The 25,826-nt window shown below is 71.7% G+C and carries 29 protein-coding genes; 18 read left to right on the plus strand and 11 right to left on the minus strand.

The window, feature by feature from the left end; all coding sequences use genetic code 11:
• Positions 1-3: 3 nt before the first annotated feature.
• From IT306_10055 to IT306_10100, 10 genes are all read right to left on the minus strand, one after another.
• Positions 4-717 carry a methyltransferase domain-containing protein gene (locus IT306_10055; GenBank protein ID MCC7368755.1) on the minus strand — a complete coding sequence of 238 codons (714 nt, stop codon included), beginning with the start codon at positions 715-717 and terminating at the stop codon, positions 4-6.
• Between the two features lie 48 nt (positions 718-765).
• Positions 766-2,169 carry an NADH-quinone oxidoreductase subunit N gene (locus IT306_10060; GenBank protein ID MCC7368756.1) on the minus strand — a complete coding sequence of 468 codons (1,404 nt, stop codon included), beginning with the start codon at positions 2,167-2,169 and terminating at the stop codon, positions 766-768.
• A gap of 149 nt (positions 2,170-2,318) precedes the next feature.
• Complete coding sequence (locus tag IT306_10065) at positions 2,319-3,824, minus strand: NADH-quinone oxidoreductase subunit M (GenBank protein MCC7368757.1); 1,506 nt, start codon at positions 3,822-3,824, stop codon at positions 2,319-2,321.
• A 55-nt stretch (positions 3,825-3,879) separates the two neighbouring features.
• A complete protein-coding gene (locus IT306_10070; GenBank protein ID MCC7368758.1) occupies positions 3,880-5,832 on the minus strand; it encodes an NADH-quinone oxidoreductase subunit L in 1,953 nt (650 codons plus the stop codon).
• Positions 5,829-6,134 (minus strand): NADH-quinone oxidoreductase subunit NuoK, encoded by a 306-nt coding sequence (gene nuoK, locus IT306_10075; GenBank protein MCC7368759.1) that lies wholly within the window; start codon positions 6,132-6,134, stop codon positions 5,829-5,831. The genes IT306_10070 and nuoK overlap by 4 nt, the downstream gene beginning before the upstream one ends.
• A 66-nt stretch (positions 6,135-6,200) precedes the next feature.
• On the minus strand, positions 6,201-6,830 hold the full coding sequence (locus IT306_10080) for an NADH-quinone oxidoreductase subunit J (protein ID MCC7368760.1): 630 nt from the start codon (positions 6,828-6,830) through the stop codon (positions 6,201-6,203).
• Positions 6,767-7,699: an NADH-quinone oxidoreductase subunit H gene (locus IT306_10085; GenBank protein MCC7368761.1), complete on the minus strand. Its 933-nt coding sequence runs from the start codon at positions 7,697-7,699 to the stop codon at positions 6,767-6,769. The genes IT306_10080 and IT306_10085 overlap by 64 nt, the downstream gene beginning before the upstream one ends.
• Positions 7,696-9,015, minus strand: a complete 1,320-nt coding sequence (locus tag IT306_10090; GenBank protein MCC7368762.1) for a hypothetical protein — start codon at positions 9,013-9,015, stop codon at positions 7,696-7,698. The genes IT306_10085 and IT306_10090 overlap by 4 nt, the downstream gene beginning before the upstream one ends.
• Positions 9,016-9,019: 4 nt before the next feature.
• A complete protein-coding gene (locus IT306_10095) occupies positions 9,020-9,382 on the minus strand; it encodes an NADH-quinone oxidoreductase subunit A (GenBank protein MCC7368763.1) in 363 nt (120 codons plus the stop codon).
• Positions 9,383-9,450: 68 nt separating this feature from the next.
• A complete protein-coding gene (locus IT306_10100) occupies positions 9,451-9,567 on the minus strand; it encodes a YHS domain-containing protein (protein ID MCC7368764.1) in 117 nt (38 codons plus the stop codon).
• Between the two features lie 729 nt (positions 9,568-10,296).
• Between IT306_10100 and IT306_10105 the strand changes: the two genes are divergently transcribed.
• The 8 genes from IT306_10105 to cadA all read left to right on the plus strand — a co-directional run bounded on the left by IT306_10105 (position 10,297) and on the right by cadA (position 18,063).
• Positions 10,297-10,485, plus strand: a complete 189-nt coding sequence (locus tag IT306_10105) for a zinc finger protein 385 (GenBank protein ID MCC7368765.1) — start codon at positions 10,297-10,299, stop codon at positions 10,483-10,485.
• A gap of 156 nt (positions 10,486-10,641) precedes the next feature.
• On the plus strand, positions 10,642-11,139 hold the full coding sequence (locus IT306_10110) for a hypothetical protein (protein MCC7368766.1): 498 nt from the start codon (positions 10,642-10,644) through the stop codon (positions 11,137-11,139).
• A 133-nt stretch (positions 11,140-11,272) separates the two neighbouring features.
• Positions 11,273-12,322, plus strand: a complete 1,050-nt coding sequence (locus IT306_10115) for a multicopper oxidase domain-containing protein (GenBank protein ID MCC7368767.1) — start codon at positions 11,273-11,275, stop codon at positions 12,320-12,322.
• Positions 12,323-12,338: 16 nt separating this feature from the next.
• Positions 12,339-13,136, plus strand: coding sequence for a prolipoprotein diacylglyceryl transferase (gene lgt, locus IT306_10120; GenBank protein MCC7368768.1), 798 nt, complete (start codon positions 12,339-12,341; stop codon positions 13,134-13,136).
• A 212-nt stretch (positions 13,137-13,348) separates the two neighbouring features.
• Positions 13,349-14,023 (plus strand): response regulator transcription factor, encoded by a 675-nt coding sequence (locus IT306_10125; protein MCC7368769.1) that lies wholly within the window; start codon positions 13,349-13,351, stop codon positions 14,021-14,023.
• Positions 14,024-14,122: 99 nt separating this feature from the next.
• On the plus strand, positions 14,123-15,460 hold the full coding sequence (locus IT306_10130; protein MCC7368770.1) for a HAMP domain-containing histidine kinase: 1,338 nt from the start codon (positions 14,123-14,125) through the stop codon (positions 15,458-15,460).
• A gap of 115 nt (positions 15,461-15,575) precedes the next feature.
• Complete coding sequence (locus IT306_10135) at positions 15,576-15,899, plus strand: helix-turn-helix transcriptional regulator (GenBank protein MCC7368771.1); 324 nt, start codon at positions 15,576-15,578, stop codon at positions 15,897-15,899.
• 10 nt (positions 15,900-15,909) lie between these two features.
• Positions 15,910-18,063 (plus strand): cadmium-translocating P-type ATPase, encoded by a 2,154-nt coding sequence (gene cadA / locus IT306_10140; protein MCC7368772.1) that lies wholly within the window; start codon positions 15,910-15,912, stop codon positions 18,061-18,063.
• A 100-nt stretch (positions 18,064-18,163) separates the two neighbouring features.
• On the opposite strand, the gene IT306_10145 is transcribed toward cadA, so the two are convergent.
• Positions 18,164-18,493: an MFS transporter gene (locus IT306_10145; protein ID MCC7368773.1), complete on the minus strand. Its 330-nt coding sequence runs from the start codon at positions 18,491-18,493 to the stop codon at positions 18,164-18,166.
• Positions 18,494-18,669: 176 nt separating this feature from the next.
• On the opposite strand from IT306_10145, the gene IT306_10150 reads away from it, so the two are divergent.
• The 10 genes from IT306_10150 (at position 18,670) to IT306_10195 (ending at position 25,675) form a co-directional block, all read left to right on the plus strand.
• On the plus strand, positions 18,670-19,110 hold the full coding sequence (locus IT306_10150) for a hypothetical protein (GenBank protein ID MCC7368774.1): 441 nt from the start codon (positions 18,670-18,672) through the stop codon (positions 19,108-19,110).
• A 294-nt stretch (positions 19,111-19,404) separates the two neighbouring features.
• The gene (locus tag IT306_10155; protein MCC7368775.1) at positions 19,405-19,749 is read left to right on the plus strand and encodes a cupredoxin domain-containing protein; all 345 of its coding nucleotides are present in this window, start codon (positions 19,405-19,407) and stop codon (positions 19,747-19,749) included.
• A 4-nt stretch (positions 19,750-19,753) separates the two neighbouring features.
• Positions 19,754-20,467 (plus strand): cytochrome C biogenesis protein, encoded by a 714-nt coding sequence (locus IT306_10160; protein MCC7368776.1) that lies wholly within the window; start codon positions 19,754-19,756, stop codon positions 20,465-20,467.
• A 196-nt stretch (positions 20,468-20,663) separates the two neighbouring features.
• Positions 20,664-21,797, plus strand: a complete 1,134-nt coding sequence (locus IT306_10165; GenBank protein MCC7368777.1) for a DUF1513 domain-containing protein — start codon at positions 20,664-20,666, stop codon at positions 21,795-21,797.
• Positions 21,798-21,939: 142 nt separating this feature from the next.
• Positions 21,940-22,302, plus strand: coding sequence for a hypothetical protein (locus IT306_10170; protein MCC7368778.1), 363 nt, complete (start codon positions 21,940-21,942; stop codon positions 22,300-22,302).
• A 478-nt stretch (positions 22,303-22,780) separates the two neighbouring features.
• Entirely contained in the window at positions 22,781-23,446 is a 666-nt protein-coding gene (locus tag IT306_10175) for a hypothetical protein (protein MCC7368779.1), read from the plus strand.
• A 58-nt stretch (positions 23,447-23,504) separates the two neighbouring features.
• Complete coding sequence (locus IT306_10180) at positions 23,505-23,810, plus strand: hypothetical protein (GenBank protein MCC7368780.1); 306 nt, start codon at positions 23,505-23,507, stop codon at positions 23,808-23,810.
• A gap of 174 nt (positions 23,811-23,984) precedes the next feature.
• Positions 23,985-24,716: a DUF305 domain-containing protein gene (locus IT306_10185; protein MCC7368781.1), complete on the plus strand. Its 732-nt coding sequence runs from the start codon at positions 23,985-23,987 to the stop codon at positions 24,714-24,716.
• A gap of 219 nt (positions 24,717-24,935) precedes the next feature.
• The gene (locus IT306_10190) at positions 24,936-25,172 is read left to right on the plus strand and encodes a heavy-metal-associated domain-containing protein (protein ID MCC7368782.1); all 237 of its coding nucleotides are present in this window, start codon (positions 24,936-24,938) and stop codon (positions 25,170-25,172) included.
• Between the two features lie 341 nt (positions 25,173-25,513).
• Entirely contained in the window at positions 25,514-25,675 is a 162-nt protein-coding gene (locus tag IT306_10195) for a DUF2933 domain-containing protein (GenBank protein ID MCC7368783.1), read from the plus strand.
• Positions 25,676-25,826 lie beyond the last annotated feature (151 nt).

The following is a 25,826-nucleotide window of genomic DNA, read 5'->3' on the forward strand; positions in this document are numbered from 1 at the left end:
CGCTCACCCCCGCTCTTCTATCGAGCCGAGAGCTCGCGGACCACGATCCTCGGGCTTGATCGCCGTGTAGATGGCGACCGTGCCGAAGGCCGTCGCCAGCCGCGAGGTCCGCCGTACCTCCTCGAACCCGGCATCGCACACCATCGACGGGAGAAGGCCCTGGATGTTGTCGCCGACCTCCTCGAAGTGGCGGGTGACGAGCGAGATCGCGCGCATCAGCCCTGTGTGCGGGCGGTCGAAGTCCGCGACGTGCAGCTCGCCTCCGGGCCGGAGCACGCGGAGCATCCCGCGGCAGGCGCGGCGCTTGTCGTCCGTTTTCAGGTGATGCAGGACGAGCGTCGTCAGCACCCGGTCGAATGACCCATCTGGGTACGGCAGCCGCGTCGCCGTGCCGCGCTCGAACGTGACCTCGCGCCCGCGCCGCGCCGCCTTGGCACGGGCGCGCCGCAGGATGCGGTCGTCCGGATCGAGCCCCACCACCTGGGCTTCGGGCTGCCGCTCCTTCACCAGAATGACGAGCGTGCCGGTCCCACACCCGACGTCGAGGACGCGCTGTCCGGGCTCGACGCGGGCGCCTTCTACGAGCCGACGCTTCAGGGCGAGCTCCGGCATGACGCGGCTGACCAGCGGATCGTACAGCGGCGTCAGCCACCGATAGCTCAACGCCGGAATGTACCGGTCCGTCGCGGCGGCTGGTGGCGATTGCTGGCGTGTCATGGAGTCCTCCTGCCCATCACGCGTCCGGGCCGACCGGCGTGTGACTCGCTAGCCTCCCAGGAGACCGGCTCTGGTGAACGCGAGGTAGAACGGTTCGGCGACGATGCCGACCAGGACGAGCGCCGCGGCGCAGGCCAGCGTGGCGACCGCCGCCCAGCGCCCGAGCACCGGCACCGGCCCGGCGAGCGGACCGAAGTAGACGGGGCCGAGCACCCGCGCGTAGTAGAAGATCGAGACGACGGTGTTCACGACCGCCAGCGCCGCGAGCCAGGTGTAGCCAGCTTCGATGGTGGCCCCGAAGAGCAGCAGCTTGGCGACAAATCCGACCAGAGGCGGGACGCCGATGAACGAGAGGAAGCTGACCGCGAGCGCGCCGGCGAGCCAGGCGCGGGCCCGGGCCAGCCCGGTGAACTCGCCAAGCGCCGTTCGCCCGCGCAGCTCGACCACCACGCCGAACGCGGCCACGTTGCCGACGACGTAGGCCAGCAGGAAGAACAAGAGCGACGGGACCGCGAGGGCGCTCCGCTCGAGGGCTACGACCGCCATCAGCCCGTACCCGATCTGGGAGACGGCCGACCAGCCCAGCAGCCGCCGCACGTCGTTCTGCCAGAGGGCGGCCAGGTTGCCGAGCGTCATCGTCGCGGCCGCCAGCACGGCAACGAGCGGTCGCCACTCGACGGACTCCGTCGGCAGCGCGAGCACGAGCCGCGCGAGGAAGATGAGCCCGCCGACCTTCGGGATCGAGGTGACGAAGGCGGCGACCGGCGCCGGTGCCCCCTGGGCCACGTCCGGCACCCAGGCGTGGGCCGGCAGCGCGCCGATCTTGAAAGTCACCGCCAGGATGACCAGCGCTGCGCCCGTCGCGAGGGCCAGCCCGCCGGTCGGGAGCCCGCGCGTCAGGCCCGACAGCGTGGTGGACCCGGCCAGGCCGAACAGGTAGGCCACCCCGATCAGCATGCTCGCGCTGGTGAAGGCGCCGACCAGGTAGTACTTGATCGCCGCCTCCGAGGCCGGCGAGGAGCGGCGGTGGTAGGCGGCGAGCACGAAGCCGGTCGCGGACGAGAGCATCATCGCCATCACGAACTGCTTCAGGTCGGTCGCCCCGGCCAGGAACACGGCACCGAGCGCGGAGAGGAGCAGCAGCGCGTAGTACTCGCCATGTCGGTGATCGGACTCGAACCAGGGCACCGAGAGGCCGATCGCGCCAACCGTGCCGGCCAGGACGATCAGCTTGCCCCAGACCGCCGTCCCGTCGCGCGCGTACGTGTCCGCGAACGTCAGGTACTCCGGGCCGCCGAGCATCGCCAGGGTGGCGACGGTCGCGAGCGCCGCCGTCGCCAGGGCCAGCAGCGCGGCCCCGGCCTGGAGCCGCCGGGGGGCCGCGAGCGCGTAGAGGAGCACGACGACGCTGCCGACGACCAGCACGATCTCCGGGATCACGTCGGCGACCATCGCCGCCATGTTCGCGGTCATGTCCATCGGTCTGGCCTACGGCGTTCGGGCGAGCGCCCGGCGCGGTGCGTGGCGCGGCGGCGTGCGGCGCAGCACCGGGCACACGCTCCTGTCGCGGGGTAGCGGCGGCCGGATCACGGGCAGGCACCTCATGGGCGTCCCACCAGCGGCCCGGCGAAGGAGTCGATCATGTTGAGCAGCCAGGCCGGGGCGACACCAATGGCGATCACGAGCACCAGCAAGGCGCCGAGCGCGCCGATCTCGGCCGGGCCGAGATCGGGGAACGCCTTCCAGCGCTCGGGCAGCGGGCCGAGGAACAGCTTCTGAAGCATCCGCAGGAAGAGCGCGGCGGTGACGACGATGCCGAGCAGGCTCACGCCGGCGAGCCAGGGGTAGACCGAGAGGGTGCCGGCGAATACCTGGAACTCGGCCACGAAACCGGCCAGGCCCGGCAGCCCCAGGCTGGCGAAGGCGGCGACGACCGTCAGGCCGGTCAGGAACCGGGCACGCGCCGCCAGCCCGCCGTAGGCGTCCAGCTCGTAGGTCCCGCCGCGCAGCAGCATCGAGCCGCTGATCAAGAACAGGGCGCCGGTGATCAGCCCGTGGGCGACCATCTCGGTCGTCGCGCCGACGAGCGCGATCGCCCGTGCCTCGGCCGACCCGAACCCCGCGCCGGCCGCCGCGACCCCGAGGATGACGTAGCCCATGTGGTTGACGCTGGTGTAGGCGATCAGCCGCTTCAGGTTCGACTGGGCCAGCGCGACCAGCGCGCCGTAGACGATCGCGACGACGGCGAGCAGGGCGAGGGGGAACGCGAAGCGGGCGAACGTATCGGGCATGAGCGTCAGCATGACCCGCACGAAGCCATAGGTGCCCATCTTCAGCAGCACACCGGCCAGGACCGCCGAGGCCGGGGCGGGAGCGTCGACGTGGGCGGGCGGCAGCCAGGTGTGGAACGGCACCAGCGGCGTCTTGACGGCGAACCCGATGAAGAAGCCGAGGAACACCAGCGTCGCGTAGAGCCCGCCGCCGGCCAGGGGCTGCTGGCGACCGAGGTCGGCCAGGTCAAAGGTGCGCGGGTCGGCGGCGAGATACAGGCCGAGGATCGCCAGCAGCAGCGGCAGCGAGCCGGCGAACGTGTAAATGAAGAACTTCAGCGCCGAGCGCTGTGCGTCGCCGTGCCCCCAGGCGCCGATCAGGAAGTACATCCCGACCAGCGAGACGTCCCAGAAGACGAAGAAGAGGAACAGGTCCAGCGCCAGGAAGAGCCCCAGCGAGACGCCCTCGAGGAAGAGCATCAGGGCGAAGTACGGGAGGGGCCGTCCGCGCAGGTCGACCGGGTAGGCAATCGAGACGACGAAGATCAGCGCGGTCATCGCGGCCAGCGGCAGCGACAGCCCATCAACCCCGACGCGGTAGCCGACGCCGAGCGTGGGGATCCACGCGACGGCCTCCACCAGCTCGAACGCCCCGGTGCCCTGGAACCGCAGCCAGGCCACGACCAGCAGGACCAGCGGCACGGCGGCGACGGCCGTCGCCGCCGCCTGGAGCCGCCGCTCGGTGGCGCGGACGTGCCCCTCGGGCGGCGCCGCGGGCGCGTCGTCCGCGCTGGCGAGAGCGCCCGACACACTCCTCGGTACGAAGGCGAACGCCATGGCGGCCAGGATCGGGAGGAAGATGGCGGCGGTCAGCACAGGCAGGCTCCCCTCGTTACACCAGCGCCGGAACCAGCAGCAGGACGGCGACCATCACGGCCAGCCCAACCGCCAGGATGACGTAGTAGTGGTGGGCCAGGCCCGTCTGGAGCCGCCGGCTGGCGTGACCGGCGCGGCCGGTCAGCCGGGCGCTTCCTTCGACGGCTGCCCCGTCGATCGCCGCCTCGTCGGCCACCCGCGAGCCGCCGGCAAGCCGCAGCGTGCCGAGCGCCGTGGCCCGGACGGCGCCGTCGATCGTCCACTCAGCCCGCCGCGAGAACAGGCGTGACAGCGCGGCGGCGAGCACCGCGACCCCGCGCACCCCGGCGTCCACGACGCGCGCGTCGCCCCAGGCCAGCGCGCGGGACAGGCTGAGGACCGGGTTCACCACGAGCAGGCGGGTGGCGAGAGGCAGGCCCAGCCAGTCGGCGGCGCGCGCGTGCAACGCGGACGGCAGGCCGAGACTCGCCAGGCGACCGCCCCGGTCCAGCCCCCAGACGAGCGCGAAGGCGGCGACGATGAGGGCGAGGGCGACGCCGAGCTCCCAGGCAGCCGCCTCTCCCAACGTCCGCTCGGCCACCGCCTCGACGACCGACCCAGCACCCGGTAGCCACAGCGCGGACAGGAGCAGGGTGGTCCCGGCGAGCGCGGCGACGCCGGCCAGCTCGACCGCGCCCGGACGGTGGTGAGGCGCCTGCGCGGTGGCCTCGCCCCCACCCGCCGGTCTAGCCGGTGGGGGGCCGTAGGCCAGGAGCTGATAGCGGGCGGCGTAGACCGCGCTCAGGAAGCTCGCCAGGAAGACGCCGGCCGCGAGCCAGGGCGAGGCGTGCACCGCGGCGGCTACGATCTGTTCCTTCGTCCAGGCGCCCCCCAGCGGCGGCACGGCCGCCAGGGCCAGCGCCCCCACGGCCGACAGCGCCGCGACGCGCGGGAGCGCCCGGCCGAGCCGCAGGCCGGCCAGGTCACCGGTGCCCACCGCGTGCATGGCGATGCCAGCACCCAGGAACATGAGCGACTTGAAGGCCGCGTGAGCCACGAGGTGCGCACCGGCGGCGGCCGTCGCACCGGTGCCGACGGCGACGAACATCAGCCCGTACTGCGCCGAGGTCGAGGCCGCCAGTGCCCGCTTGACGTGCGGCTGGACCGTCGCGACGACCCCGCCCGCGAGCGCGGTCGCGAGCCCGACGCCGGCCACCACCGGCAGGAACCAGCCGACCGACGCCAGCGCCGGGGCCAGGCGGATCAGCAGGTAGGCGCCGGCCGCCACCAGCGTCGCTGAGTGGAGCAGCGCCGACACGGGGGTGGGGCCGGCCATCGCCGCGAACAACCATGAGGAGAAGGGAAGCTGGGCCGACTTCGCCGTCGCGGCGAGCAGCACGCCGGCGGCAACCGCGTCCAACGCCGGGCGTCCGGCCAGACTCAGCCCGTCGAACGCGAAGCTCCCGGTAGCCGCGAACAGGAGCCCGGCCGCCGCGTACAGCCCCAGGTCGCCGACGCGGGTGGTGACGAAGGCCACCGTGGCCGAGCGCGGCGCCTCGGGGTTCCGCCAGTCGTGGGCGATCAGCGCCCAGGAGGCGGCGCCGACCAGCTCCCAGCCAATCAACAGCGTCAGGAAGTCGGTCGCCAGGACGAGCCATTCCATCGCCCCGACAAAGGCCAGCAGCAGCGCGAGCAGACGGGCACGCCCCCCCTCCTCGCTCACCGCCGCGTAGGCGACGATCGGCGCCGCGATGAGCGGGACGAGCACGGCCATCACGCGCCCGAAGCCACTGACCGCCAGTCCCAGCTCGATGGCCGGGCTCCAGCGCCAGCGGACGGCCGGCTCGGCCGCCGCCGTCCACCCGCCCAGTGCGAGGGTCGCAAGGAGCGCCCCGACCGCGAGCGGACCGAGCAGCCCGCTCCGACGCCGAAGTAGCACCAGGAGCCCGGCGGCGAGGAGCGGCAAGAGCGGCAGGGCGAGCACGCTCATCCGCGCAGCCGCCGAAGCTTCTCGGTGATGTCTGCGCGCCGGACGCGGTAGACGTTGGTGACGAGGGCGAAGCCGAGCGCCATCTCGATCGCCATCACGGTCATGAAGACGATCGCCAGCATCTGGCCCTGGGGGTTGCCGCCGGCCGTGCGCGCCCAGAAGGCGACCAGGGCGAGGATGGCGGCGTTGATCATCAGCTCGAGGCCCATGATCAGCATCACGAACGACTGCTGGCTGAGCGCGCCGTAGACACCGATGCCGAACAGCGCGGCGGCCACGACGAGCACGGCTTCGAGGGTCATCGCGTCGCCTCCCTCATCGCGTCGCCTGCAGTCATGGCCCCGCCTCCCGTCCTGGCCCCGCCCCCGTCATCGCCTGGCGTCCGACTCGGGCGCGAGCGGCGGCTCCTGCGAGCCCTCATCGGCCTCGCCGTAGCGGCCCCGCCGGCTCGCGATGGCGACCGCTCCGATCATCGTGGCCAGGAGCGCGACCCCAGCCGTCTGGAAGACCAGCATCGAGTCGCCCAGCAGCTCGATCCCGAGCTGCTCGGTCGCCATCTCGGGCCGGGGGTTTGGCCGGTCGGGGAAGTCCGCGACCAGGGCCAGCCCGGCCAGCACCAGGAAGGCGCCGACACCGGCCGCGACGGCGACCCGGTGCTGGTGGACCATCCACATCGGGTTCAGCCCGGCCGGGTTCATCATGTACATCACCATGACGATCGCCATGACGAGCATCTCGCCGGCCATCATCAGGATCAGCACCATCCCGAGGAACTCGGCGCCGAGCAGCACCAGGATCCCGCCGACCCCGGCGAAGGAGGCCAGCAGGTAGAAGGCCGCCCGCACCATCGAGTCGGTCCGGAACACGCGGTACCCGGTCAGGACGCTGCCGACCGCGAACAGCCAGAACAGCGCGTCGACGAGCAGCGACTCGGTCACAGCAACACCGCCCCCGCGATGAACACGTTCAGCAGCGCCAGCGGGATCAGCACCGCCCAGGCGACGACGACGAACCGCTCGATCCGGATCCGCGCCAGCAGATGGCCCGCCGCCACCAGCACCACCAGCAGCGCCACGCTCTTCACGAGCACCCAGACCGGGCCGGGCAGCCACGGCCCCCACCAGCCGCCGAGGAACCCGGCCGCGCCCATCGCCGCCACCGCGACGAGCATGGCGGCGCGGGCGGCCTGCCAGAGCAGCCGGGCGACGCCGGCGTCCTCGGCCGACGTTCCCTCGGCCAGGTCGGCACCGTCCGGCAGGTTCAGCGGCCCCCAGAAGCTCACGGCCAGGCCGACGACCAGATACAACGGCAGGCCGAGCGGCTGGCGGACGACGTTCCAGATCGACGCCTGCGCCCGAACGATCTCCACGATCGAGAGCGACTCGGCTGGCAGCGCCGTCGCCAGCATCGCGAGCAGGAAGGGGATCTGGAACGAGAGCGCCTGGGCCGCATAGCGGTAGGCGCCGTGCAGTGGGAAGACCGCGTTGGGCGACCAGCCGTGCAGAAACACGGCGATCATCACGAACGCGATCGCGGCTGAGAACACGACGAAGCCGGTCGCCGGGTCCGCCGCGACGAGGTCCGGCCCGAGCGGCACCAGGCCGAGGGCCACGGCCGCCAGCCCCAGGAGCAGGGCCGGCGCGAGCGCCCAGCCCGGGGCGTCGAACCGCTCGGTGCCACGGTAGCGCTGCACGAGCAGGAGCGCCGCCGCCCGGACCGGGCCGGCCAGGAGTCCGCCCACCCGAACGGGCGCGCCGGCGACCACCGCCCCGACGACGCGGTCGAGGACCGCGACGAGGTACACGCCGACGAGCAGCACGCCGCCAACGGCCAGGGCGGCGACGAGCGGGGAGGCGTCGGGCCTCATCCGACCACCGCCCCGGCCACCTGCCGCGCGACCAGGGCCGCCTCCTCGAGATCGAGGTCGAGGCTGACCAGGGTCGCCACGGCGTCGCCCCACTCCTGACCCGCCAGCAGCGGTGGCAGGAGCGGTAGCAGGCGCGTGGTGGCGGCGCTCTCGGGTGTCAGAAGGCCGCGCGGCGACTCGACCCGCCCGCGCGGCTCGGCGCGGCGGTCACCGGCCCGCGCGGCCAGGTCGAGGGACTGGGCGGCCTCTGCGAGCCGCTGGCGCCAGCGGTCGGCCGCGTCACCGCCCCGGTGCAGGACCGGCGCGAAGCCGAGCGCCCGGTAGGCCGGATCCTCGGCACGGGCATCCTCGGCCGCCCCGGCCGCTCGTGCCACCGGGCCGCCGATCCCGCGCGCGTCTTCTCCGGCGACTCGTCCGACGCCGGCGGTGGACCACCGGAGCACCTGCGTCCAGCCGAGCGTGCGGGCCAGGTCGCGCACGCTCGCCCCGTCCCCCGGCCCGACCCGCGCGGCGAGCCTGAGGACGCGGCTGCCGAGGCTGGGCAAGCCGTGGGCGACCAGCGCGTCGGCCAGCCAGCGCAGGTGCTCTCGCGCTCGCGCCAGCTCCAGCTCGGCCACCCGGACCGGTTCGGCGAGCGCCCGGACGAAGGCGGCAAGGCCAGGGCGAGCGGCGAGCGGGGGCGAGCCGTCGGCGACGAACGGGTTCGGGTGGACTGTGGCGTCCACGACGACATCGCCGGCCAGCGTGACGTCCAGGGCGAGGCCGACCGGGAAGCGCGGGAAGAACGGCCCGACCGTGACCGGCAGGACGTCCAGCCGCAGGCCATCGCGGTCGGGTCCGAGCTCGGCCATCGGCCGCCCGTAAGGGATGCCGCCGGTCATGCCGCTGCCGCCCTGCCCGTAGGGACCGACGCCCCGCCAGGGCGCCGGGTCCGCATCCGGCAGGATCGGTGGGTCCGAGCGCCGCCGCCCGGCGAGCAGGTCGCGGTGAGCGCTGACGATGGCACCCACAGGGTCGTCGTGGACCAGCACCGAGTCGGGGAAACGGGCCACGATCCCCTCCGACTCCGGCCCCCACCAGACAGTGCAGCGCGGGTGCGGCAGGGCGTCGTGGACGCGAGCCAGCGGCTCGGCGAGCGACTCCGGGATGCCCCCGGCGACGAGCAGCACGCTCCCCGCCCGTGGCGTGTCGACGAGCCGCAGCTCCTCGGACAGTCGGAGGCGCTGGACCGCCTCCCGCGCCCCGGCGCCCGCCACGGCGAAGACCGGGACCGGGGCATCCGCCGCAAGCCAGCGGAGCGCGTCGTGCAGCCTCATGCGATCACGACCAATCGAGTGCCCGCTCCCGCCACGCGTAGAGCACCCCGAGTAGCAGGATCGTGATGAACATCCCCATCTCGACGAAGGCGACGAAGCCCTCGCGGACGAACACGACCGCCCACGGGTACATGAAGACCATCTCCATATCGAAGGCCAGGAACACCAGCGCCATCACGTAGTAGCGAGCGTGATAGCGGCTCCAGGCGTGGACCCCAGGCGGCACGCCCCCGGCGAACGGCACGCGGTCGGAGGACGTCAGCCCCGCCGCGCCCCGGCGCGGGCCGTCGCCGATCCACCAGAGCAGGAGCAGGACGCCCAGCGCACCGACGAAGACCGCGAGCGCGACCCCGAGTGGGCCGAGCATCCCCCCCATCAACGTTCCTCCAGCGGGTCGTCAGGCTGCGCCAGGTGACACCGGTCGGGGCCGATCGGCTACAGGTAGTCGTCCGGCGACTCGCGGAACGAGTCCGCACAATCCTGGCTGCAGAAGTAGTAGGTCGTGCCGTTGTGCTCGATTGTCGCGACGGCGTCCGACGGTGAGATCTTCATGCCGCACACGGGATCGGTTACCTGCTGCTCGGTTGCCACGTCATCTCTCCTTCGCGCCACGCTGTGCGCCGGGCTCCACCATGCAACGCCGTCATGGCCCGGTCGATGGAACCCCGAACGGGGGCGGGCCGACCCCCGGTCATCTCCGCTGTCGAGCCGCGACCCTGGACGCGAGACCTCCTCCGACGCTCGAGATCGCTCCGGGATGGAGACGTGTTGCGGCCAGACGCCGCAGACGGCGTGCCGCGACGACGGGCGCCTGGCCGGGCCGCCGACAGGGGCAGTCGGAGGCAGACCCGACGGTCAGTGCCGGTTACCAGCAAGACGTCGCCCGCCCTCACGTCGACGTCGATCGTCCCACGGCCGCGGTCCGCGACGCCGCCACTTACGTATCCCCACACCAGGAACTCTACGCCGGCAAGCTGAGGGCTGGCTGAGGAGGGGCTGAGCGTCCGCTGAAACACGCGCCGACGTGCCGAGCTGGCCGCCGTGCCGAGCTGTCAGCCTCACCGAATCTTCAGCCGCGCCTCACGTGGGCCTCAGCCCGCTCGGCGATGCTTGCGCGTGACACGCAGGCAGCAGCCGGCGCCCGGATGTCCGGGCCCCTGGCAAGGGGGCGCGGACACTACGGACGATCGGGGACCCCGCGTGATTGCCGCGGAGGACGTTGTGATGAGAGTTGAACTGTCGACATCGATACCCCTGGCCCTCATGCGACGAGCCCGGGCGATGAAGCTGGTGACCGTCGGCGACGCGAAGGTCGCAATCCTCAAACAGGCGTCCCGCTGGTGGGGCGCGGCCTTCTACCACTGCCCGATCTGCGACCGCGACTTCCGGCACGACCTGGACGCGGCGAACCACCTGGTCGGCCACAAGCACCCGGTCCTCCGCTGGGACGCAGCAGGCCGCTGGGCCTGATCGACGCCGAGTTGGGCGGCGGGCGTGAGGCGCGCAGTCCAACGCCTCAGCCCCTCAGCCAACCCTCAGGTGTGGCTCAGGCTGGACTCAGCCCCCGCCGGTACGCTCCAGGCAACACGCTGATGCCCCGCTTCGGCGGGGAGAGGGAACTCGATCATGACCACTCGCACGAGCCCACGAAGCATCGCACGCTGGCTCGGACGCGCCGTCTTCGCCACGTCCGTGAGCCTCGCGCTGATCGGACCGGTCGGCCCGGCGCTAGCGGCTACCGACGGTCTCGCGGTGGTACAGCAGGCGGCCGACGTCCAGACGGCTGATGTCCAGACCAACGTCGGCGGCGGCGTCACAGTCAAGGTCAGCCGGTTGGAGAGTGCCGAGGGGCTGGCCTTCAAGATCGTGCTCGACACCCACTCGGTGAACCTGGACCGTATCGACCTCGGCCAGCTCGCCGTCCTCCGGACCGAGCAGGGCGAGGAGATTGCCCCGCTCGCCTGGGAGGCGCCGGCGGGCGGCCACCACCGCGAGGGGACGCTGATGTTCCCGACCACCACGGCCGACGGGTTGCCCCTGTTCGAAGCCGGCGCGGGCACGGTCGAGCTCGTGATCCGCGACGTCGCCGGCGTTGCCGAGCGCGCCTTCCGCTGGGTGATCTGACGCCGCCGTGATGGGGAGGAGAGGGATGTCAGGTGTAACGACCACGCGCGCCGGTCGCTGGGCGGCGGTCGCGGCGGCCCTCGCGCTCGTCGCGGCCACCGCCTGGAGCGCCGGCCGCGCGACCGCGCCGGCCGTGACGGCCAGCGCGGCGCCCGCGCCGACCGGCTACAACATCGGGGTCGCCGGCAAGCCGGCCCCCACCGGCCAGGTGAAGGAGTACCAGCTCGTCGCCCGCGAGGCGCCCTGGGAGATCGCACCCGGGGTCACCGTACCGGCGATCACCTACAACGGTCAGGTGCCCGGCCCGACGATCCGTGTCACCGAGGGCGACACTCTCCGGGTGACGCTGAAGAACGAGCTGTCCAAAGCGACCAGCATCCATTGGCACGGCCTGCACGTGCCGAACGCGGCCGACGGCGTGCCGGGCGTCACGCAGGCGGCGATCGAGCCCGGCCAGAGCTACACCTACGAGTTCCAGGCCAGCCATGCCGGGACGTTCCTGTACCACCCGCACGTCAACTCGGTCGAGCAGATCGACCGGGGCCTCTACGCCCCGCTGATCATCGACCCTGCCACGCCACCGGCGACGACCTTCGACAAGGACTTCACCATGATGCTGTCGGCCTGGGACACCACGGCTCTCAGCAGCGGCGGTGAGGCCGGCCATGGCATGCCCGGCATGACGATGACCTACAACTACTTCACGATCAACGGCAAGGCGTTCCCGTCGAACGAGGCCTGGACGGTCCGCGAGAACGACCTCGTGCGCGTCCGGATCATCAACATCTCGAACGTCGTCCACCCGATGCACCTGCACGGGGGCGACTTCACCGTCGTAGCGAAGGATGGCGAGCCGATTCGCCCCGAGCTGCAGCAGACGATGAATACGGTTTCCGTGAACGCGGGCGAGACGTTCGACGCCGTCTTCCGGGCCGACAACCCCGGGACGTGGCTGTTCCACTGCCACGAGCTGCACCACACCGAGAACGACGGCGTCGAACCGGGTGGGCTGATCCAGGTGATCCAGTACGCGGGCGTCCAATCACCGCCGGCGTCGGGCGCCCCGGCCGCCCCAGCAGCGCCGGCTGCCCCAGCAGCGCCGGCTGCCCCGGCTGCCCCGGCCGCCACGCCGACCGCGCTCCCACCCGGACACTCCCCGAACATGCCCGGCATGCGGCACTAGACTGGACGAGATGACGATGCTGACCATCGACCTGGACCCGATCATCTTCCACGCCGGCCCGCTGGCGCTGTCCTGGTACAGCCTGGCCGTTCTGGCGGGCGTGGCGAGTGGCGCCTGGCTCACCTGGCGTGAGGCGGCGCGACGGGGCATCCCGACCGAGCCGCTCTCTGACCTGCTCGTCTGGATCGTCGTCGGCGGCATCGTCGGCGCCCGGCTGTTCCACGTCGTCGACCGCTGGGACGCCTACGCCGCGGACCCGCTGGCGATCCTGGCGATCCAGAATGGTGGCCTGGCGATCCTCGGCGCGATCGCCGGCGGCACACTGGCCGGCGTCGTCGCGGCCCGGCGGCTGGGCCTTCCGGTCCTGCGCCTCTCCGACGCCGCCGCGCCCGGTGTCGTGCTCGGCCAGGCGATCGGCCGATTCGGCTGCCTGGTGACCGGCGACGCCCTCGGGCCGGCCACGGACGGCACCTGGGGGATCGTGTATGTCAACCCGGGGGCGATGGCGCCGGCGCTCGGCGTCGCCTACCAGCCGACCTTCTTCTACGAGATGGTGCTGGGTCTCGCCATCTTCGGCCTCCTCTGGGCGGTCCGCCGACGGCTGCACCAGGACGGCCAGCTCTTCGCGCTCTACCTCGGCCTCTATGCCATTGGGAAGTTCGGGCTGACCTTCCTGCGAACCGAGACGGTCTGGCTGTGGGGGCTCCAGCAGGCCCAGCTCGTGGCGCTCGGGCTGCTGCTGGTCGCCGGCCTGTGGGCGCTCTCGGCGCGGTTCGTCTGGCCGGCGAGCCGGCCACGGCTGTCGGGGGGATGAAGGCTGGTGGACGAACGCCGGCGGAGGCGGTGCCGAACACGGCGGGGGCCGGGTAACGGGGCCCGGTCCCCTAGCCCGCTACCGAGCGGGTCGCCGGCGGCCGAGAGGGCCGAGACGGGGAGGCCATAATGCAGGAGGCACGGGGACTCGGCCAGTTGCTGCTCCGTGCGCGCGCTGACAGCTCGGAGGAAGGAGGGTCGAAGGCCGTGGCAATGCAGCGGATCCTGGTCGTCGACGACGACCTGTCCGTGACGAGCGTCCTCAAGCGGGGCCTCTCATACGAGGGGTACGTCGTCGAGACGGCCGCGACCGGCGTCGAAGGCCTCGAGCTGGCGCGCCAGCAGGCACCGGACCTGGTGATCCTCGACATCATGATGCCGGGGCTCGACGGCCTGGAGGTGCTGCGGCGGCTGCGTGGGGCCGACCGGGACCTGCCGGTCCTGCTGCTCACCGCCCGCGACGCGCCGACTGACCAGGTGCTCGGGCTGGAGCTGGGCGCCGACGACTACGTCGTCAAGCCGTTCACCTTCGAGGTGCTGGTGGCCCGCGTCAAGGCGCTCCTGCGGCGCAAAGAGAGCGACCGCCCGGCCGTCTTGCGCTTCGCCGACCTCGCCCTGGACACCGGCACCCGGATGGCGCACCGGGGCGAGCGGAGCATCACGCTCACCAGCACCGAGTACGATCTGCTCCAGCAGTTCCTGGAGCACCCCCGCCGCGTCTTGACACGGGACTTCCTGATGGAGCGGGTCTGGGGCTACGACTTCGGCGGCAACACCAACGTCCTCGAGGTCTACGTCAAGCAGCTCCGGCAGAAGCTCGAAGCCGACGGCCAGCCCCGCCTGATCCACACCCTGCGCGGCTCTGGCTACGTCCTGCGCGAGCCGTAGACGAGGACCGGCCCTGTGTCGCTGCGGCTGCGGCTGGCCCTCTGGTACGGCGCGCTGACCGGGCTGGCGATCGTCGTCGTCAGCCTGGTCTCCTACGCCATGCACAGCCGCGCCCACTACGACGAGATGGACGCGATGCTCGCGAGCGCCGCGGAGCACATCGCCGAGGAGTACCTCGGCACCGCGACCCCGGCCGACCGGGCGGCCAGCATGGCGACGTCGATCGTGCCGGATCTGGTGATGCGGCTCTACCGGACGGACGGCGGGCTCGTCGCGGAGTCGCCGAACGCGGCCAGCGTGCCGGCCACGGATCCCCGGACATCCCTGGCGGGTCCGAGTCGGCCAGCCTTCGACGCGATCGCCGGGCTCGCGCCGGCCTTTGCCTGGCCCCCGGCCGGGCACGGCCGTTTCGACGTCACCGCCGACCGGCAGGGGAATCGCTGGCGGCTGCACGTCCTGCCGCTCGCGAGCCTCGGCCAGATCCTCGTCGTGGCGGCGCCCCTGGATCGGATCGACGCGTCGGTTGCGCGGTTCCGGGGGCTCCTGCTCGGGTTCGCCGTGGTCGGGACGCTCCTCACGTTCATGGTGAGCTGGCTGCTCGCGCGTGGGGCGCTACATCCCCTCGCCGTCGTGACGGCGACGGCGAGCGCCATCGCCCGCTCGCGCGGGTTCGGACGCCGGGTCCCCGTGGGGCCGCGCGACGACGAGCTGGGGCAGCTGACGACGACGTTCAACGAGATGCTGGACAGCCTGGAGCAGGCCTACCGGGCCGAGCAGCGGTTCGTGGGCGATGCCTCGCACGAGCTGCGGGCGCCGCTAACGGCCATCCAGGCCAACCTCGAGCTCTTGGAGCGCCGCCCCGACATGCCGGTCGAAGCGCGCCAGGAGGCGGTGGCCGAGGCGAGCCGCGAGGCCCACCGACTGACCCAGCTTGTGGCCGACCTGCTGGCGCTCGCCCGCGCCGACGCCGGCGCAGCCATCCCGCGCCACCCGGTCGAGCTCGACCGCGTCCTGCTCGACACGCTCGGCTCGGCGCGGCACCTGGCCCGGGGGCGCCGCCTGGACATCGCCGCCCTCGATCCGACCGTTGTCGAGGGTAACGAGGACCGCCTTCGGCAGCTCCTGCTGATCCTGCTCGACAACGCCATCAAGTACAGCCCGCCAGACGGGACGGTAACCCTCAGCTTGCGGCGCAACGGCCGGACGGCGGACCTCACCGTCGCGGACCGGGGCGTCGGCATCCCGCCCGACGAGCTGCCGCGCGTCTTCGACCGCTTCTACCGGGCGGACCCAGCCCGTGCCCGCGATCCCGGCGGCACCGGTCTGGGCCTGTCGATCGCCCACTGGATCGTCGAGCAGCACGGCGGCCAGATCGGCATCGAGAGCGCCGTGGGCCGCGGCACGACGGTCTCCGTCACCCTGCCGACGAACGGCTGACGCCCCGGCGCCTGACCGCCCCCCCCGCGGCATCGGCTGTTCGCCGGCGGACGATGCATTATCCTATGGTTATATGTTTATGCTTGATGTGTCGTTGGGGAGCGTGTCGGTCGCCATGCGGCAGGATCCTCAGTTCAGTCTGAAGGCGAAGCTGTTCCGCGGCCTTGCCGATCCATCGCGCCTGGCGATCCTCGAGATCCTGCGTGCGGGCGAGCGGACGGTGTCGGACGTCGTCGAGGCAACGGGGCTGTCCCAGCCGAACGTGTCGAGCCACCTGGCGTGCCTGCGGGATTGCGGGCTTGTCTTGAGTCGGCAGGATGGTCGCTTCGTGTACTACCGACTCGCCGATGCACGCGTCGAGGATCTGCTGCGCCAGGCCGAGGGCATCCTGGTCAGTGTTGCCGACCGCGTCTACGCCTGTACCCGCTACGAGTCTTGAGGGCACCAGCATGACGACGTCTGCGAGCCGAACAAGCGTCGACCTGCCGATCGTCGGCATGGACTGCGCCGACGAAGCGGCGCACATCGAGGCCGCGGTCGGCAAGGTACCCGGCGTGCTCGAGGTACGGGCGCTCGTCGCGGCTCAGCGAGCGCGTGTGACGTATGACCCGGTCCGCGTGACGCCCGCCCAGATCGTCGCCGCGATCGAGCAGACGGGGTGCAGCGTCCGCGACGAGCACGAGCCGGCCGCGGCTGAGACGCAGGCGGAGGGTCGTCGGGACATCGGCCAGATCATCGGCTGGGGCGCCCTGGGCATGGTCGCCGTCGTGGTACTGGTCGCCGCGCTCGGCGAGCGGCTCGGTCTGCTCGACGCTGTGCTCGAGCGCCTGCCGTGGTGGATTCCGGCCCTGGCGATTATCCTGGGTGGCTGGGGCGTGTTCGGCGGCGTGCTCCGGGCCGCCCGGCGCGCCGAGGTGACGAGCCACACCCTGATGACGACCGGCGTCATCGCGTCGGCCGCGATCGGCCAGTGGACGACGGCCGCGCTGATCGTGTTCTTCATGCGCTTCGCCGACTGGATCGAGGAGCTGACGACCGAGCGGAGCCGCCAGGCACTCAAGCAGCTCGTCGCGCTCCAGCCGCCGTCGGCGCGCGTCCAGCGCGACGGCCGTGAGGTCGACGTGCCGGTCGCCGAGGTCGCGGTTGGAGATATCGTGGTCGTCCGCCCGGGTGAGCGCATCCCCGTCGACGGCGAGGTGATGGAGGGGCAGGCGCCGGTCGACCAGGCGCCGATCACTGGCGAGAGCGTGCCGGTCGAGAAGGGCCTGGGGGACGCCGTGTTCGCCGCGACGGTGACGCAGGCCGGCTTCTTGAAGGTTCGCGCCACGAGGGTGGGCGCCGACACGACGTTCGGCCGGATCGTGCGGCTGGTCGAGGAGGCTGAGTCGCAGAAGGCGCCGGTCCAGCGCTTCGCCGACCGCTTCTCGTCCTACTACCTGCCGGCCGTGCTGCTCATTGCCGCCATGACCTACCTGGCCACCGGGCAGGTCGTGAACGCCGTCGCGGTGCTGGTCGTCGCCTGCGCCTGCGCGATCACGCTGGCAACTCCCGTCGTCGTCCTGGCGAGCGTCGGCAACGCGGCCCGGCGGGGCCTGCTCGTCAAGGGCGGGATCGCGCTGGAGCAGCTCGCCAGGGTCGACACCGTCGTCATGGACAAGACCGGCACGCTCACCCGTGGCGAGCCGCGCCTGACCGACGTCGTGCCGCTCAACGGCATCGGCGAGGCCGATCTGCTAGCGACCGTTGCGGCCGTGGAGGCACGGAGTGAGCACCCGCTGGCGAAGGCGCTCGTGCGGGCGGCCGACGAGCGGGGCCTGGCGCGACCGGAGCCCGACGCGTTCACGCCCCTGCCCGGGCGCGGGCTGGTCGGCGCGGTGGCCGGGCGCGAGTGGGCGGTGGGTAACCGCCGGCTGCTCGCCGAGCGCGGCGTCGCCCCGTCGCCCGAGCACGAGCGGCGGGCCCAGGCCTTCGAGCGCGACGGGAAGACCGTGTTCTTCGTCGCGGACGGCGCCGGCGTGACCGGGCTGGTGGCGGTGGCCGACGTAGTGCGCCCCGAGGTGCGGGCGGCGCTCCTCGACCTGAAGCGGCTGGGCGTGCGGCGCCTGCTCCTGCTCACGGGCGACAACGAGCGGGTGGCCGCGGCCGTCGCGCAGGAGCTCGGGCTCGAATACCGCGCCGAGCTACTGCCGGACGAGAAGATCGCGGCTGTCAAGGCTCTTCAGGCGGAAGGCGCGGTGGTCATGATGGTGGGCGACGGCGTGAACGACGCGCCGGCGCTGGCCCAGGCCGACGTCGGCGTGGCGATGGGCGCGGCCGGGACCGACGTGGCGATCGAGGCGGCAGATGTGGCGCTGATGCGCGACGATTGGGCGATGGTCCCGGAGGCGATTCGCCTCGGCCGGCGCTCGGCGCGCGTGATCCGCCAAAACCTTGGCTTCACGGCCGCGTACAACGTCATCGGCATTGCTCTCGCGTTCGTCGGCCTGTTGCCGCCGGTGTGGGCAGCGGCCGCCCAGAGCCTGCCCGACGTCGCGATCATGGCCAACTCCGCGCGGCTACTCCGGGTCCCCCGCGCAGGACCACCCCGCTCCGACACCGAGTGACGGGCGAGCGTATGCCCACGACGGATCCCTGGCGCCGTTCGCAGTGCTCGCTGAGAGCGTGGGGTCGCGTCAGGATGAGATCCTCCGATCGGGCGAAGCGCTAGCGATCCATGCGCCGTGTGCTCGTGAGCAGCTCCCGCCCGAGAAGGAGGACTCCGAGGACGCCGGAAGTCAGCAGTCCCAGTCCGCCTGACCAGTAGAGCGGTTGGATGCCAACGCGGTCGACGAGCAGTCCCCCGAGCGCCAGGGACAGGAGCCGCGTCGCGTGCCACGTCACGTCCAGCAGGGTGAAGACGCGACCGCGCACGGAGTCGGGCACGGCCTCCTGCACCACGGAGTTGAACACGACGATGCCGGCTGAGGTCTTGAGCCCGTAGACGAAGCGCAGCACGAGGGCGACGGGCAGCGGTGTGATGATGTTGGCCGCCAACCGCGGATCACCTCGCCATACGCGCCTGCGACTCGGCCGAGCCGCCCTGTCAGAGGGGTCATCGGTACAGTATGGCCGGATCTGTCTACACGGCTACGATCGTGAGGGCAAGTCGCCCCGCACCGTTGGCCAGGTGACGACACGGTACCTGCTCCACAAGAACCCGGGAGGGTGTTATGGCAGAGACGTGCTGCGCTCCTACGCTTCCTGCACCGGTCTGCCCACTGACCGGGCGGCCCACGCTTCCCGTCTCCCGCTCGACGGTCCTGGCCCACGCGGCCCTCGCCGATCTCCCCGAGACGGCGCTGGGGTTCTGTGACATGCCGACGTGCGATGTCGTCTACGTCGGCGCCGACGGCCTGCTGATCGAGAAGGCTCAGCTAGCGACGCGCGTGGGGATCAAGGAGACGGAGGATCCCGTTCCGGTCTGCTACTGCTGGAACGTCAGCCGGCGTCAGATCGTCGATGACCACCGCCAACACGGCCGCAGCACCATCCGCGCAGCTATCGAGGAGCGTCTTCGACAGGGGCTGTGCCGGTGCGAGTCGGCCAATCCATCCGGCCGCTGCTGCCTCGGAGAGGTCGGACGAGCCATCGCCGTGGCTCGGGAGGGGTGACAACCGGGCTCTCAACGGCCCTGACCGCGCGGGTGTTGGCGGGTCGGGGCACTCCCACAGCGAGTCATCAGGCCAGCCTCAGCATGGTTTCAGGTCGAGGGTCGACGATACCGTCGACACCGTCGGACGCATGCCCGGAGCGGGGCTCCGCGCGTGATCCGACCATCCGGAGGACGCGTGATGTCACGCGCGAAGCACCGAGACAGGCAATCCTGCCATGCCGACAGGCACCGGCGCGGCCGACTCCCCGTTCGCATCGCGTTATTCGCCCTCGTCGCCATCGGGACGGTTCTCGTGGCCGGTGCACTGCTGTTCCCGGCGCGAGGCTCAGCCGGACCGGCCGATAAGACGGTCCAGATCACGATGGGCGGGTTCAGCTCACCAGTGATCGGCGCGACGGCCGGCCAGCCGCTCCGGGTCAAGATCGTCAACCCGGATAGCTCCTATCACACCGATGGCGGCGGCTGGCACCAGCTCGCCATCCCCGAGCTGCGGGTTGACGCACGCGTGGCGCCGCGCAGCGAGTCGGTTGTGGAGATCCCCGCCGCGGCCCCCGGCGAGTACGCCTTCTATTGCGATGTCTGCTGCGGCGGGAAGGAGAACCCGTCGATGCAGGGCGTCCTCATCGTCACGGCCTGACGCCATGGGCGCGCTGGGCGCACTCGACCTGACCTTGCCGGTGGTCCTCGGGGCGGCGCTGATCGACAGCATCAACCCGTGCGCGTTCGCCGTCTTGCTCACGTTCATTGCCGCGACGCTCGTCCTGGCCGAGCGCGCGAGTGCGACCGGCCCGGGTGCCCGCTGGCTCCTCTGGCGGCTGGGCCTAGTGTACGTTGGCGGCATCTTCGTCACCTACCTCGGCCTCGGTCTCGGCCTCCTCTCCTTCGCCACCTCGCTGGGTCAGACGCATTGGGTCGGGCGGACCGCGGCCGTCGGGGCGATGCTCCTCGGACTGCTGGCGCTCCAGGAGGCGCTGGTACCCGAGTGGGGCTCGCGCCTGACGGTGCCGGCCGGCCTCCACGGCCGCCTCAAGGCGCTGAGTGCACGGGCCACCGTACCGGCGGCGTTCGCGGCCGGCGTGCTGGTTGGCCTGTGCACCGTGCCGTGTTCCGGCGCCGTCTACCTCGCGGTGCTGGGCCTGCTCGCAAGTCAGGCCACCTACCTGGAGGGCGTTGGCTATCTGGTGCTCTACAACCTGGTCTTCGTGCTGCCGCTCGTGGTCATGCTGGCGCTGGCCGGCTCGCGGCCGGTCTTCAATCGGCTCGGCCGGTGGCAGCTCCACCATCGCGAGGCGCTCAAGGGCGGCCTCGGCGTGACGGCGATCGGGCTCGGCATCGTCCTGCTCGAAACCCTGTAGCGCCCGCGGCACGGGCAGATGGCAGCCGCCGTCCTCACCGCCTTATCGGTGCCGCCGCGGTTCTCAGCGAACGCTCAGGTGCGCCTCAGCCAGGCCACAGGCTGCCCGGATACCGTCATGCACGTGGACGTACCGGCCGGGCGAGGCGCTCGGCCGGCGAGCACTGGGTTGGAGACCGGGTATGAGGATGAAGACCATGCTGCTGCGCGGCGCCGGCACGCTGCTGACCCTGGCTGGATTGGTGATCGGGGCGGTGCTGACAACGGGGCTCCAGGCCGAGGCACAGGCGCAGCCAGTGGCACCGGCCACCGCCGGCGTGCAGGGCACGGTCTGGGTTGCCGAGGAGGAGGGCAACGGGCGCACGGCGATCGACGCGTCGACCAATCGGGTGGTGACCCGGCTGATCGGCGTCGAGGGGCCGCACAACGTCCAGGTCGCCCCGGACGGGCGGACGGTCTGGGCGGTGAGCGGCCACGATGCCCTGGCGGTGAAGATCGACGGCACAACTTACGAGCTGCGGGGGGTGACGCCGACGGGCAAGAGCCCGGCCCACGTCGTGGTGACGCCCGACGGGAACATGGCCTACGTCACCAACGGCGACGACAACACCGTCAGCGCGATCGACGCCGCGACCATGCAGACGGTCGCGACGATCCCGGTTGGCGCCTACCCGCACGGTCTGCGCCCCAGCCCGGACGGTCGCTGGGTCTACGTCGCGAACGCGAAAGGCACGACGCTCAGCGTGATCGACACGCAGACAAACGAGCGCGTCGCCGAGATCGAGGTCGGGCAGGCTCCGGTCCAGGTCGGGTTCTCGCCCGACGGGGCATCGGTCTACGCCTCGCTCGGCGGCGAGGATGCGCTCGTCAAGATCGAAGTCGCGTCGCGCACGGTGACCGGCACGACCCGCGTCGGCGTCGGGCCGATCCAGGTCTTCGTGACGCCGGACGGCCGCGAGGTCGTCGTCGCGAATCAGGGCACCCGCGCGACCCCGAGCACGACGGTCTCGATCGTGGACGCCGCGACGCTCGCCGTGACGAGCACGATCGAGACCGGGCGCGGGGCCCACGGCGTGGCCATCGAGCCCTCCGGTCGTCACGCCTACATCACCAACATCTACGGCGACGACGTGGCGGTCGTCGACCTGATCGAGCGCACGGTCGTGGCGACCGTCCCGTCCGGCGGGGCGCCGAACGGCGTGAGCTTCTCGCCGCTCGCCCCGGCGCCGGCACCGGCGGCGGAGGTGCGCCTGGCCGTGCCGCGACACGACACGCCCGCGCATGACGACGAGCCCGGGCACGAGGAGACCATGCCCGGCATGGGGCACTAGGTCCGTCCCGGGGCCGCTGCGCCCTGTCAGGGTGCGCCCGGCCCGCCCCCCGCTCGCGGCGGAGGTGGGGCCGCTGCGCTGCCCTGACAGGGCGCGCGGCTCTCGTGAGCCGCCAGCCGGTTCGGCAGCGTACGGAGGCATCGTGACGACATCACCGACACGCGACATCCTGCTCCGGGCGCGGGCCCTCATCGCCGACCGTCGCCGCTGGACGCGGGACGTGACGGCTCGCGACCGACACTACCGCCCGGTGTCCGCGACGGAGCCGGCGGCGATCCAGTGGTGCGCGCTCGGGGCCCTGCTCCGCGTCGCCGACGATCCGGCCGCCTTCGTCCGCGCCGTCAATCTGCTGGAGATGGCCGCCGCCGCGCTCTTCAAGCGATCGGTCCGCTGGGTCAACGACAGGCCGGGTCGCACGGCCCACGCCGACCTGCTGGCCGTCTTCGACCACGCGATTGCCGCTGCAACTGAAGCCGAGCGAGTCCAGGTCTGCCGGTCGGCCTGACCACACACCGCCCCTCGGGCCCGGGCAGGCACCGTGTTGAGGTCGGCGCGGTCCGGTTCGCGAAGGCCGTCCGCTACACGGCACGCCGCGTGGCCGCCGATCCTCACCAAGACCACAGGCCTGCCTCAGCGCAGCCTCAGCAACCGGCCGGACACTCAGAGCAGAGAGCGTGCGGAGGAGGCCTGGTGGTGTCGGAGATCGTCCAGTTCGTGCAGGCCAACGCGAGCTGGCTGATGCTCGCGGTTCTCTTCGGGGCGATGCTCCTGATGCATCGCGCGGCTGGGTGCGGCATGAGCCACGACCGGCATCCCAGCCCGTCGACGGGGACGTCCCCGTCAGACCAGCGCTCCGGTACGCGCCAGGATGGCGAGCCGATGAGCCAGGGCGCGGGAGCGCCCCGGTCGAAGGCGTGCCACGGACCGGACGCGGTCGCGCACCGGCCACGTGTCGGAGCCAGCGCAGAGGAAGGAGGGCGAACATGATCGGCAGGCGTCTCCGCAACGGAGGAAGTGTCCTTGCCGCGGTGGTCGCGGTGACTGGTCTCGGCCTGGTGCTGGTCCGTACCGCGAACGACGCACCGGCATCGCCCGTCACCGTCTCGATGGTCGACGGCGCACGCGCGATGGATCGCGTGGCGACCGTCATGCAGACACACGGTCGGGCGATGCTGGCCGAGGGGAGCGAGCGCGCCGACGCCGCGATGACCGCGGATGGGCAGCGTTGGCTCGACGATGGAGCGGGACTCCTGACGGGCGGACGCTGGATGAGCATGGACCCGCTTTCGCCGGCCAATCTGGCGACGCCCCCCGCCGAGCTGGCCCGCCAGGGAACGTGGGGAGAGCTCACGCGGACGGCCCAGGCGATGCGCCACGTCCCCGAGCGAGCGTCGGCGACCGACCTCCGGGCACTCCGCCAGAACGGCCAGGCCATGGTCGGCGAAGGACAGGCGATGCGCTGGCACGCCCACGTGATGAGCGAGGCGGTCAGCGACATGGCCGTCCGCCACGCCGGCACAGCGCGGAACCTGCCCGACCTGCTCGCCGCGACGGAGGAGCTCCGCCGCGCCGGTCACGGCCTCGAAGCGACCGGCGGTCGGATGGTGGCCTACGCCGACCGCATGTCCGCCTCGCTCGGCGCTCGGTGAGCGACCCGAGCAGGAGAGCGACGGTCGCAGCAGGTCACAGGAAGCCGAAAGGAGCGACATGATGAGACGCCTTGACATCCTGCTCGTCAGCTCCACCACGACAGCGTTCGCGGTGATCCTCTACCTCGTCTGCGTCGCGTTCCGGCTGGTCTTTCCGGGCTGGGCGATGTACGAGCTGGATCGCTGGGTCGCCATCTTCCCGGGCTTCAGCTGGTCCGTCCTCGGCGTGACGATCGGCCTGATCGAGATCGCCGCCGCTGCCGCGCTCGGATCTGCCCTCTACGCCTGGCTCTACAACGCCCTGGCGCGCCGGCTCATCTCCCGAGGTGCGGGGGCTGAGCCGCCGGTCCGAGCGGTCGCGTGACCGCCGACGGTCCCCGCCCGGCGTGGTGAGCGAGGGCCGGGCGTTCGCGCTCGGCCCTCAGCCAGCCCTCAGCCTGCGCTTAGGCCGCCCTCAGGTGGCTCGCCTACACTCCGGGAGAGGCCCCCCGCCTCCCATCACCGGGGCGCGACGCTCCGGATCGTAGAGGTAGCCCCCATGAAACGATGGCTTGTTGCTCTGGCCGCGGTTGCGGCGCTCGTGGTCGGGACGACCTGGTGGCTCACGCCGGCCCGCGCGCAGACCCTCGACACGCTCGGTGGCGAGGAGTTCGAGAAAGCGTTCCTGCGCGAGATGATCATGCACCACGCGATGGCCGTGATGATGGCCCAGCCGATCCCCGAGCGGGCCGTCCACGACGAGCTCAAGGCGGTCGGGCGCAGCATCATCACCAGCCAGACGGCCGAGATCGAGCAGATGCGGACCTGGCTGCGGGACTGGTACGGGATCGACCAGCCGATGCCGATGATGCAGCCGGGCCAGGGCATGGGCTCCGGCATGGGCCAGGGCGGGCACATGATGCCCGGCATGCACGAGAGCATGCACGGAGCGGGCAATCAGGGCATGATGCCCGGCCAGGGCCAGGGCATGATGCCAGGCATGGGGCAAGGGCAGACGCCCGGTCAGGGCAGCGGCATGCCGATGGACCAGTGCTCCGGCATGGGCATGGAGATGATGGGCATGATAACCGGCCTCGCCGGCCCACGCCTGGAGGCCACGTTCATGGCGATGATGATCCCGCACCACGAGGGGGCGATCACGATGGCGCGGCTGGCCGCCGAGCGGGCCACGCACGAGGAGCTGCGCACGCTGGCGCGGAAGATCGTCGAGGACCAGTCCGGCGAGATCCAGTCGTTCAACCAGTGGCTCGCCGCCTGGTACAACCTGTAACCGACGTCGGCAGCGCTGCCATCAGGGGCCGGTCTAGACGGACCGGCCCCTTCGTCATGCCTCCCTTTTTGGAGACGCTCAGGGAATACTCAGGCGCGATTCAGCCCTCGCTCAGCGGCGTTCGCGATAGTAGGCGCAGGCCGAGCGCCGATCGTGGACAGCTCCGCGTGACCGGATCCAGGATCGGCTGCCCGCCGAGTCCTTCTGTGGAGCCTCACCATGGCCACCTCGTGCCAACGCGTGACTCTTGCGATCTACGGTCTGTCCTGCGGTGGCGGTGGTGCGCTCGGCGTCGAGCGGGCGCTCGAGGGCACGCCGGGCGTCCTGCGCGCGTACGTCAATCCGCTGACGGAGATGGCCTACGTGGAGCTTGATCCCGGCTCCACCACGCACGACCGCCTCGTCGCCGCGGTGCGCCACGCCGGCTTCGACGCCAGTGCGCCAGAACCGCGCTGAGTCCGCGCCCGATCGCTCACGTGTTCATCAAGCCTCACTCAGCCCCGTCCCGGGTGGCGATCCGATACTGACCCCGACGAGACGGCCATTCGGGGTCCCCTCACGAGGCACTCATGGCAACACACCTGCCTGAAGCACCAGCCGGCTCTGGCGACCGCGATCCCGGCTGCGGCATAGACGTCAATCACACGAGAGTCGCTGCCGGCCGGCAGCCTGGCGGCGGAAACATGGACGTCAGCTCGCAGCAATGCCCGGCAGCGATCGAGAGGAGATCGAGCATGAGACCGACGGAATCGACGAGCTGGCGCGCGTGGCTGCGGTCACCCACCGGCCTCCTCGCGATGGCGGCAGTCGTGCTGGCAGCCGTCTATACGGCGACACAGCACACTGAGCACGTCCTGGCCGCCCTCCCATTCGCCTTCGTTCTGCTCTGCCCACTCATGCACCTGTTCATGCACGGGGGCCACGATCGTGGGGGGTATGAGGAGCAGGCGCAACGCTGAACGCAATGGCGCCGGCGCGGTGGTTGCATGTCTGCCCCGACCTCGTTGACGCGCCGCTCTGCTGCTGCCGCATGTGTGCATGTCCGCGTATTTACTGCCCTTGTACACGCCTCGATTCATGCCTGGGCGGTTCTGACCATAGCATCAACGC

The sequence above is a fragment of the Chloroflexota bacterium genome, assembly GCA_020850535.1.
Lineage (GTDB): Bacteria > Chloroflexota > UBA6077 > UBA6077 > JACCZL01 > JADZEM01.

Bases quoted from the DNA above. Each gene is read 5' to 3' on its own strand.
- IT306_10150 (MCC7368774.1), top strand. From the start codon at position 18,670: ATGGCAGAGACGTGCTGCGCTCCTACGCTTCCTGCACCGGTCTGCCCA.
- IT306_10070 (MCC7368758.1), bottom strand. From the start codon at position 5,832: ATGAGCGTGCTCGCCCTGCCGCTCTTGCCGCTCCTCGCCGCCGGGCTC.
- nuoK (MCC7368759.1), bottom strand. From the start codon at position 6,134: ATGACCCTCGAAGCCGTGCTCGTCGTGGCCGCCGCGCTGTTCGGCATC.
- IT306_10180 (MCC7368780.1), top strand. From the start codon at position 23,505: ATGATGAGACGCCTTGACATCCTGCTCGTCAGCTCCACCACGACAGCG.
- IT306_10055 (MCC7368755.1), bottom strand. From the start codon at position 717: ATGACACGCCAGCAATCGCCACCAGCCGCCGCGACGGACCGGTACATT.
- lgt (MCC7368768.1), top strand. From the start codon at position 12,339: ATGCTGACCATCGACCTGGACCCGATCATCTTCCACGCCGGCCCGCTG.
- IT306_10160 (MCC7368776.1), top strand. From the start codon at position 19,754: ATGGGCGCGCTGGGCGCACTCGACCTGACCTTGCCGGTGGTCCTCGGG.
- IT306_10110 (MCC7368766.1), top strand. From the start codon at position 10,642: ATGACCACTCGCACGAGCCCACGAAGCATCGCACGCTGGCTCGGACGC.
- IT306_10165 (MCC7368777.1), top strand. From the start codon at position 20,664: ATGCTGCTGCGCGGCGCCGGCACGCTGCTGACCCTGGCTGGATTGGTG.
- IT306_10185 (MCC7368781.1), top strand. From the start codon at position 23,985: ATGAAACGATGGCTTGTTGCTCTGGCCGCGGTTGCGGCGCTCGTGGTC.
- IT306_10130 (MCC7368770.1), top strand. From the start codon at position 14,123: ATGCACAGCCGCGCCCACTACGACGAGATGGACGCGATGCTCGCGAGC.
- IT306_10090 (MCC7368762.1), bottom strand. From the start codon at position 9,015: ATGAGGCTGCACGACGCGCTCCGCTGGCTTGCGGCGGATGCCCCGGTC.
- IT306_10135 (MCC7368771.1), top strand. From the start codon at position 15,576: ATGCGGCAGGATCCTCAGTTCAGTCTGAAGGCGAAGCTGTTCCGCGGC.
- IT306_10065 (MCC7368757.1), bottom strand. From the start codon at position 3,824: ATGGCGTTCGCCTTCGTACCGAGGAGTGTGTCGGGCGCTCTCGCCAGC.
- IT306_10105 (MCC7368765.1), top strand. From the start codon at position 10,297: ATGAAGCTGGTGACCGTCGGCGACGCGAAGGTCGCAATCCTCAAACAG.
- IT306_10095 (MCC7368763.1), bottom strand. From the start codon at position 9,382: ATGCTCGGCCCACTCGGGGTCGCGCTCGCGGTCTTCGTCGGTGCGCTG.
- IT306_10125 (MCC7368769.1), top strand. From the start codon at position 13,349: ATGCAGCGGATCCTGGTCGTCGACGACGACCTGTCCGTGACGAGCGTC.
- IT306_10100 (MCC7368764.1), bottom strand. From the start codon at position 9,567: ATGAAGATCTCACCGTCGGACGCCGTCGCGACAATCGAGCACAACGGC.
- IT306_10195 (MCC7368783.1), top strand. From the start codon at position 25,514: ATGGCGGCAGTCGTGCTGGCAGCCGTCTATACGGCGACACAGCACACT.
- cadA (MCC7368772.1), top strand. From the start codon at position 15,910: ATGACGACGTCTGCGAGCCGAACAAGCGTCGACCTGCCGATCGTCGGC.
- IT306_10175 (MCC7368779.1), top strand. From the start codon at position 22,781: ATGATCGGCAGGCGTCTCCGCAACGGAGGAAGTGTCCTTGCCGCGGTG.
- IT306_10190 (MCC7368782.1), top strand. From the start codon at position 24,936: ATGGCCACCTCGTGCCAACGCGTGACTCTTGCGATCTACGGTCTGTCC.
- IT306_10085 (MCC7368761.1), bottom strand. From the start codon at position 7,699: ATGAGGCCCGACGCCTCCCCGCTCGTCGCCGCCCTGGCCGTTGGCGGC.
- IT306_10060 (MCC7368756.1), bottom strand. From the start codon at position 2,169: ATGGTCGCCGACGTGATCCCGGAGATCGTGCTGGTCGTCGGCAGCGTC.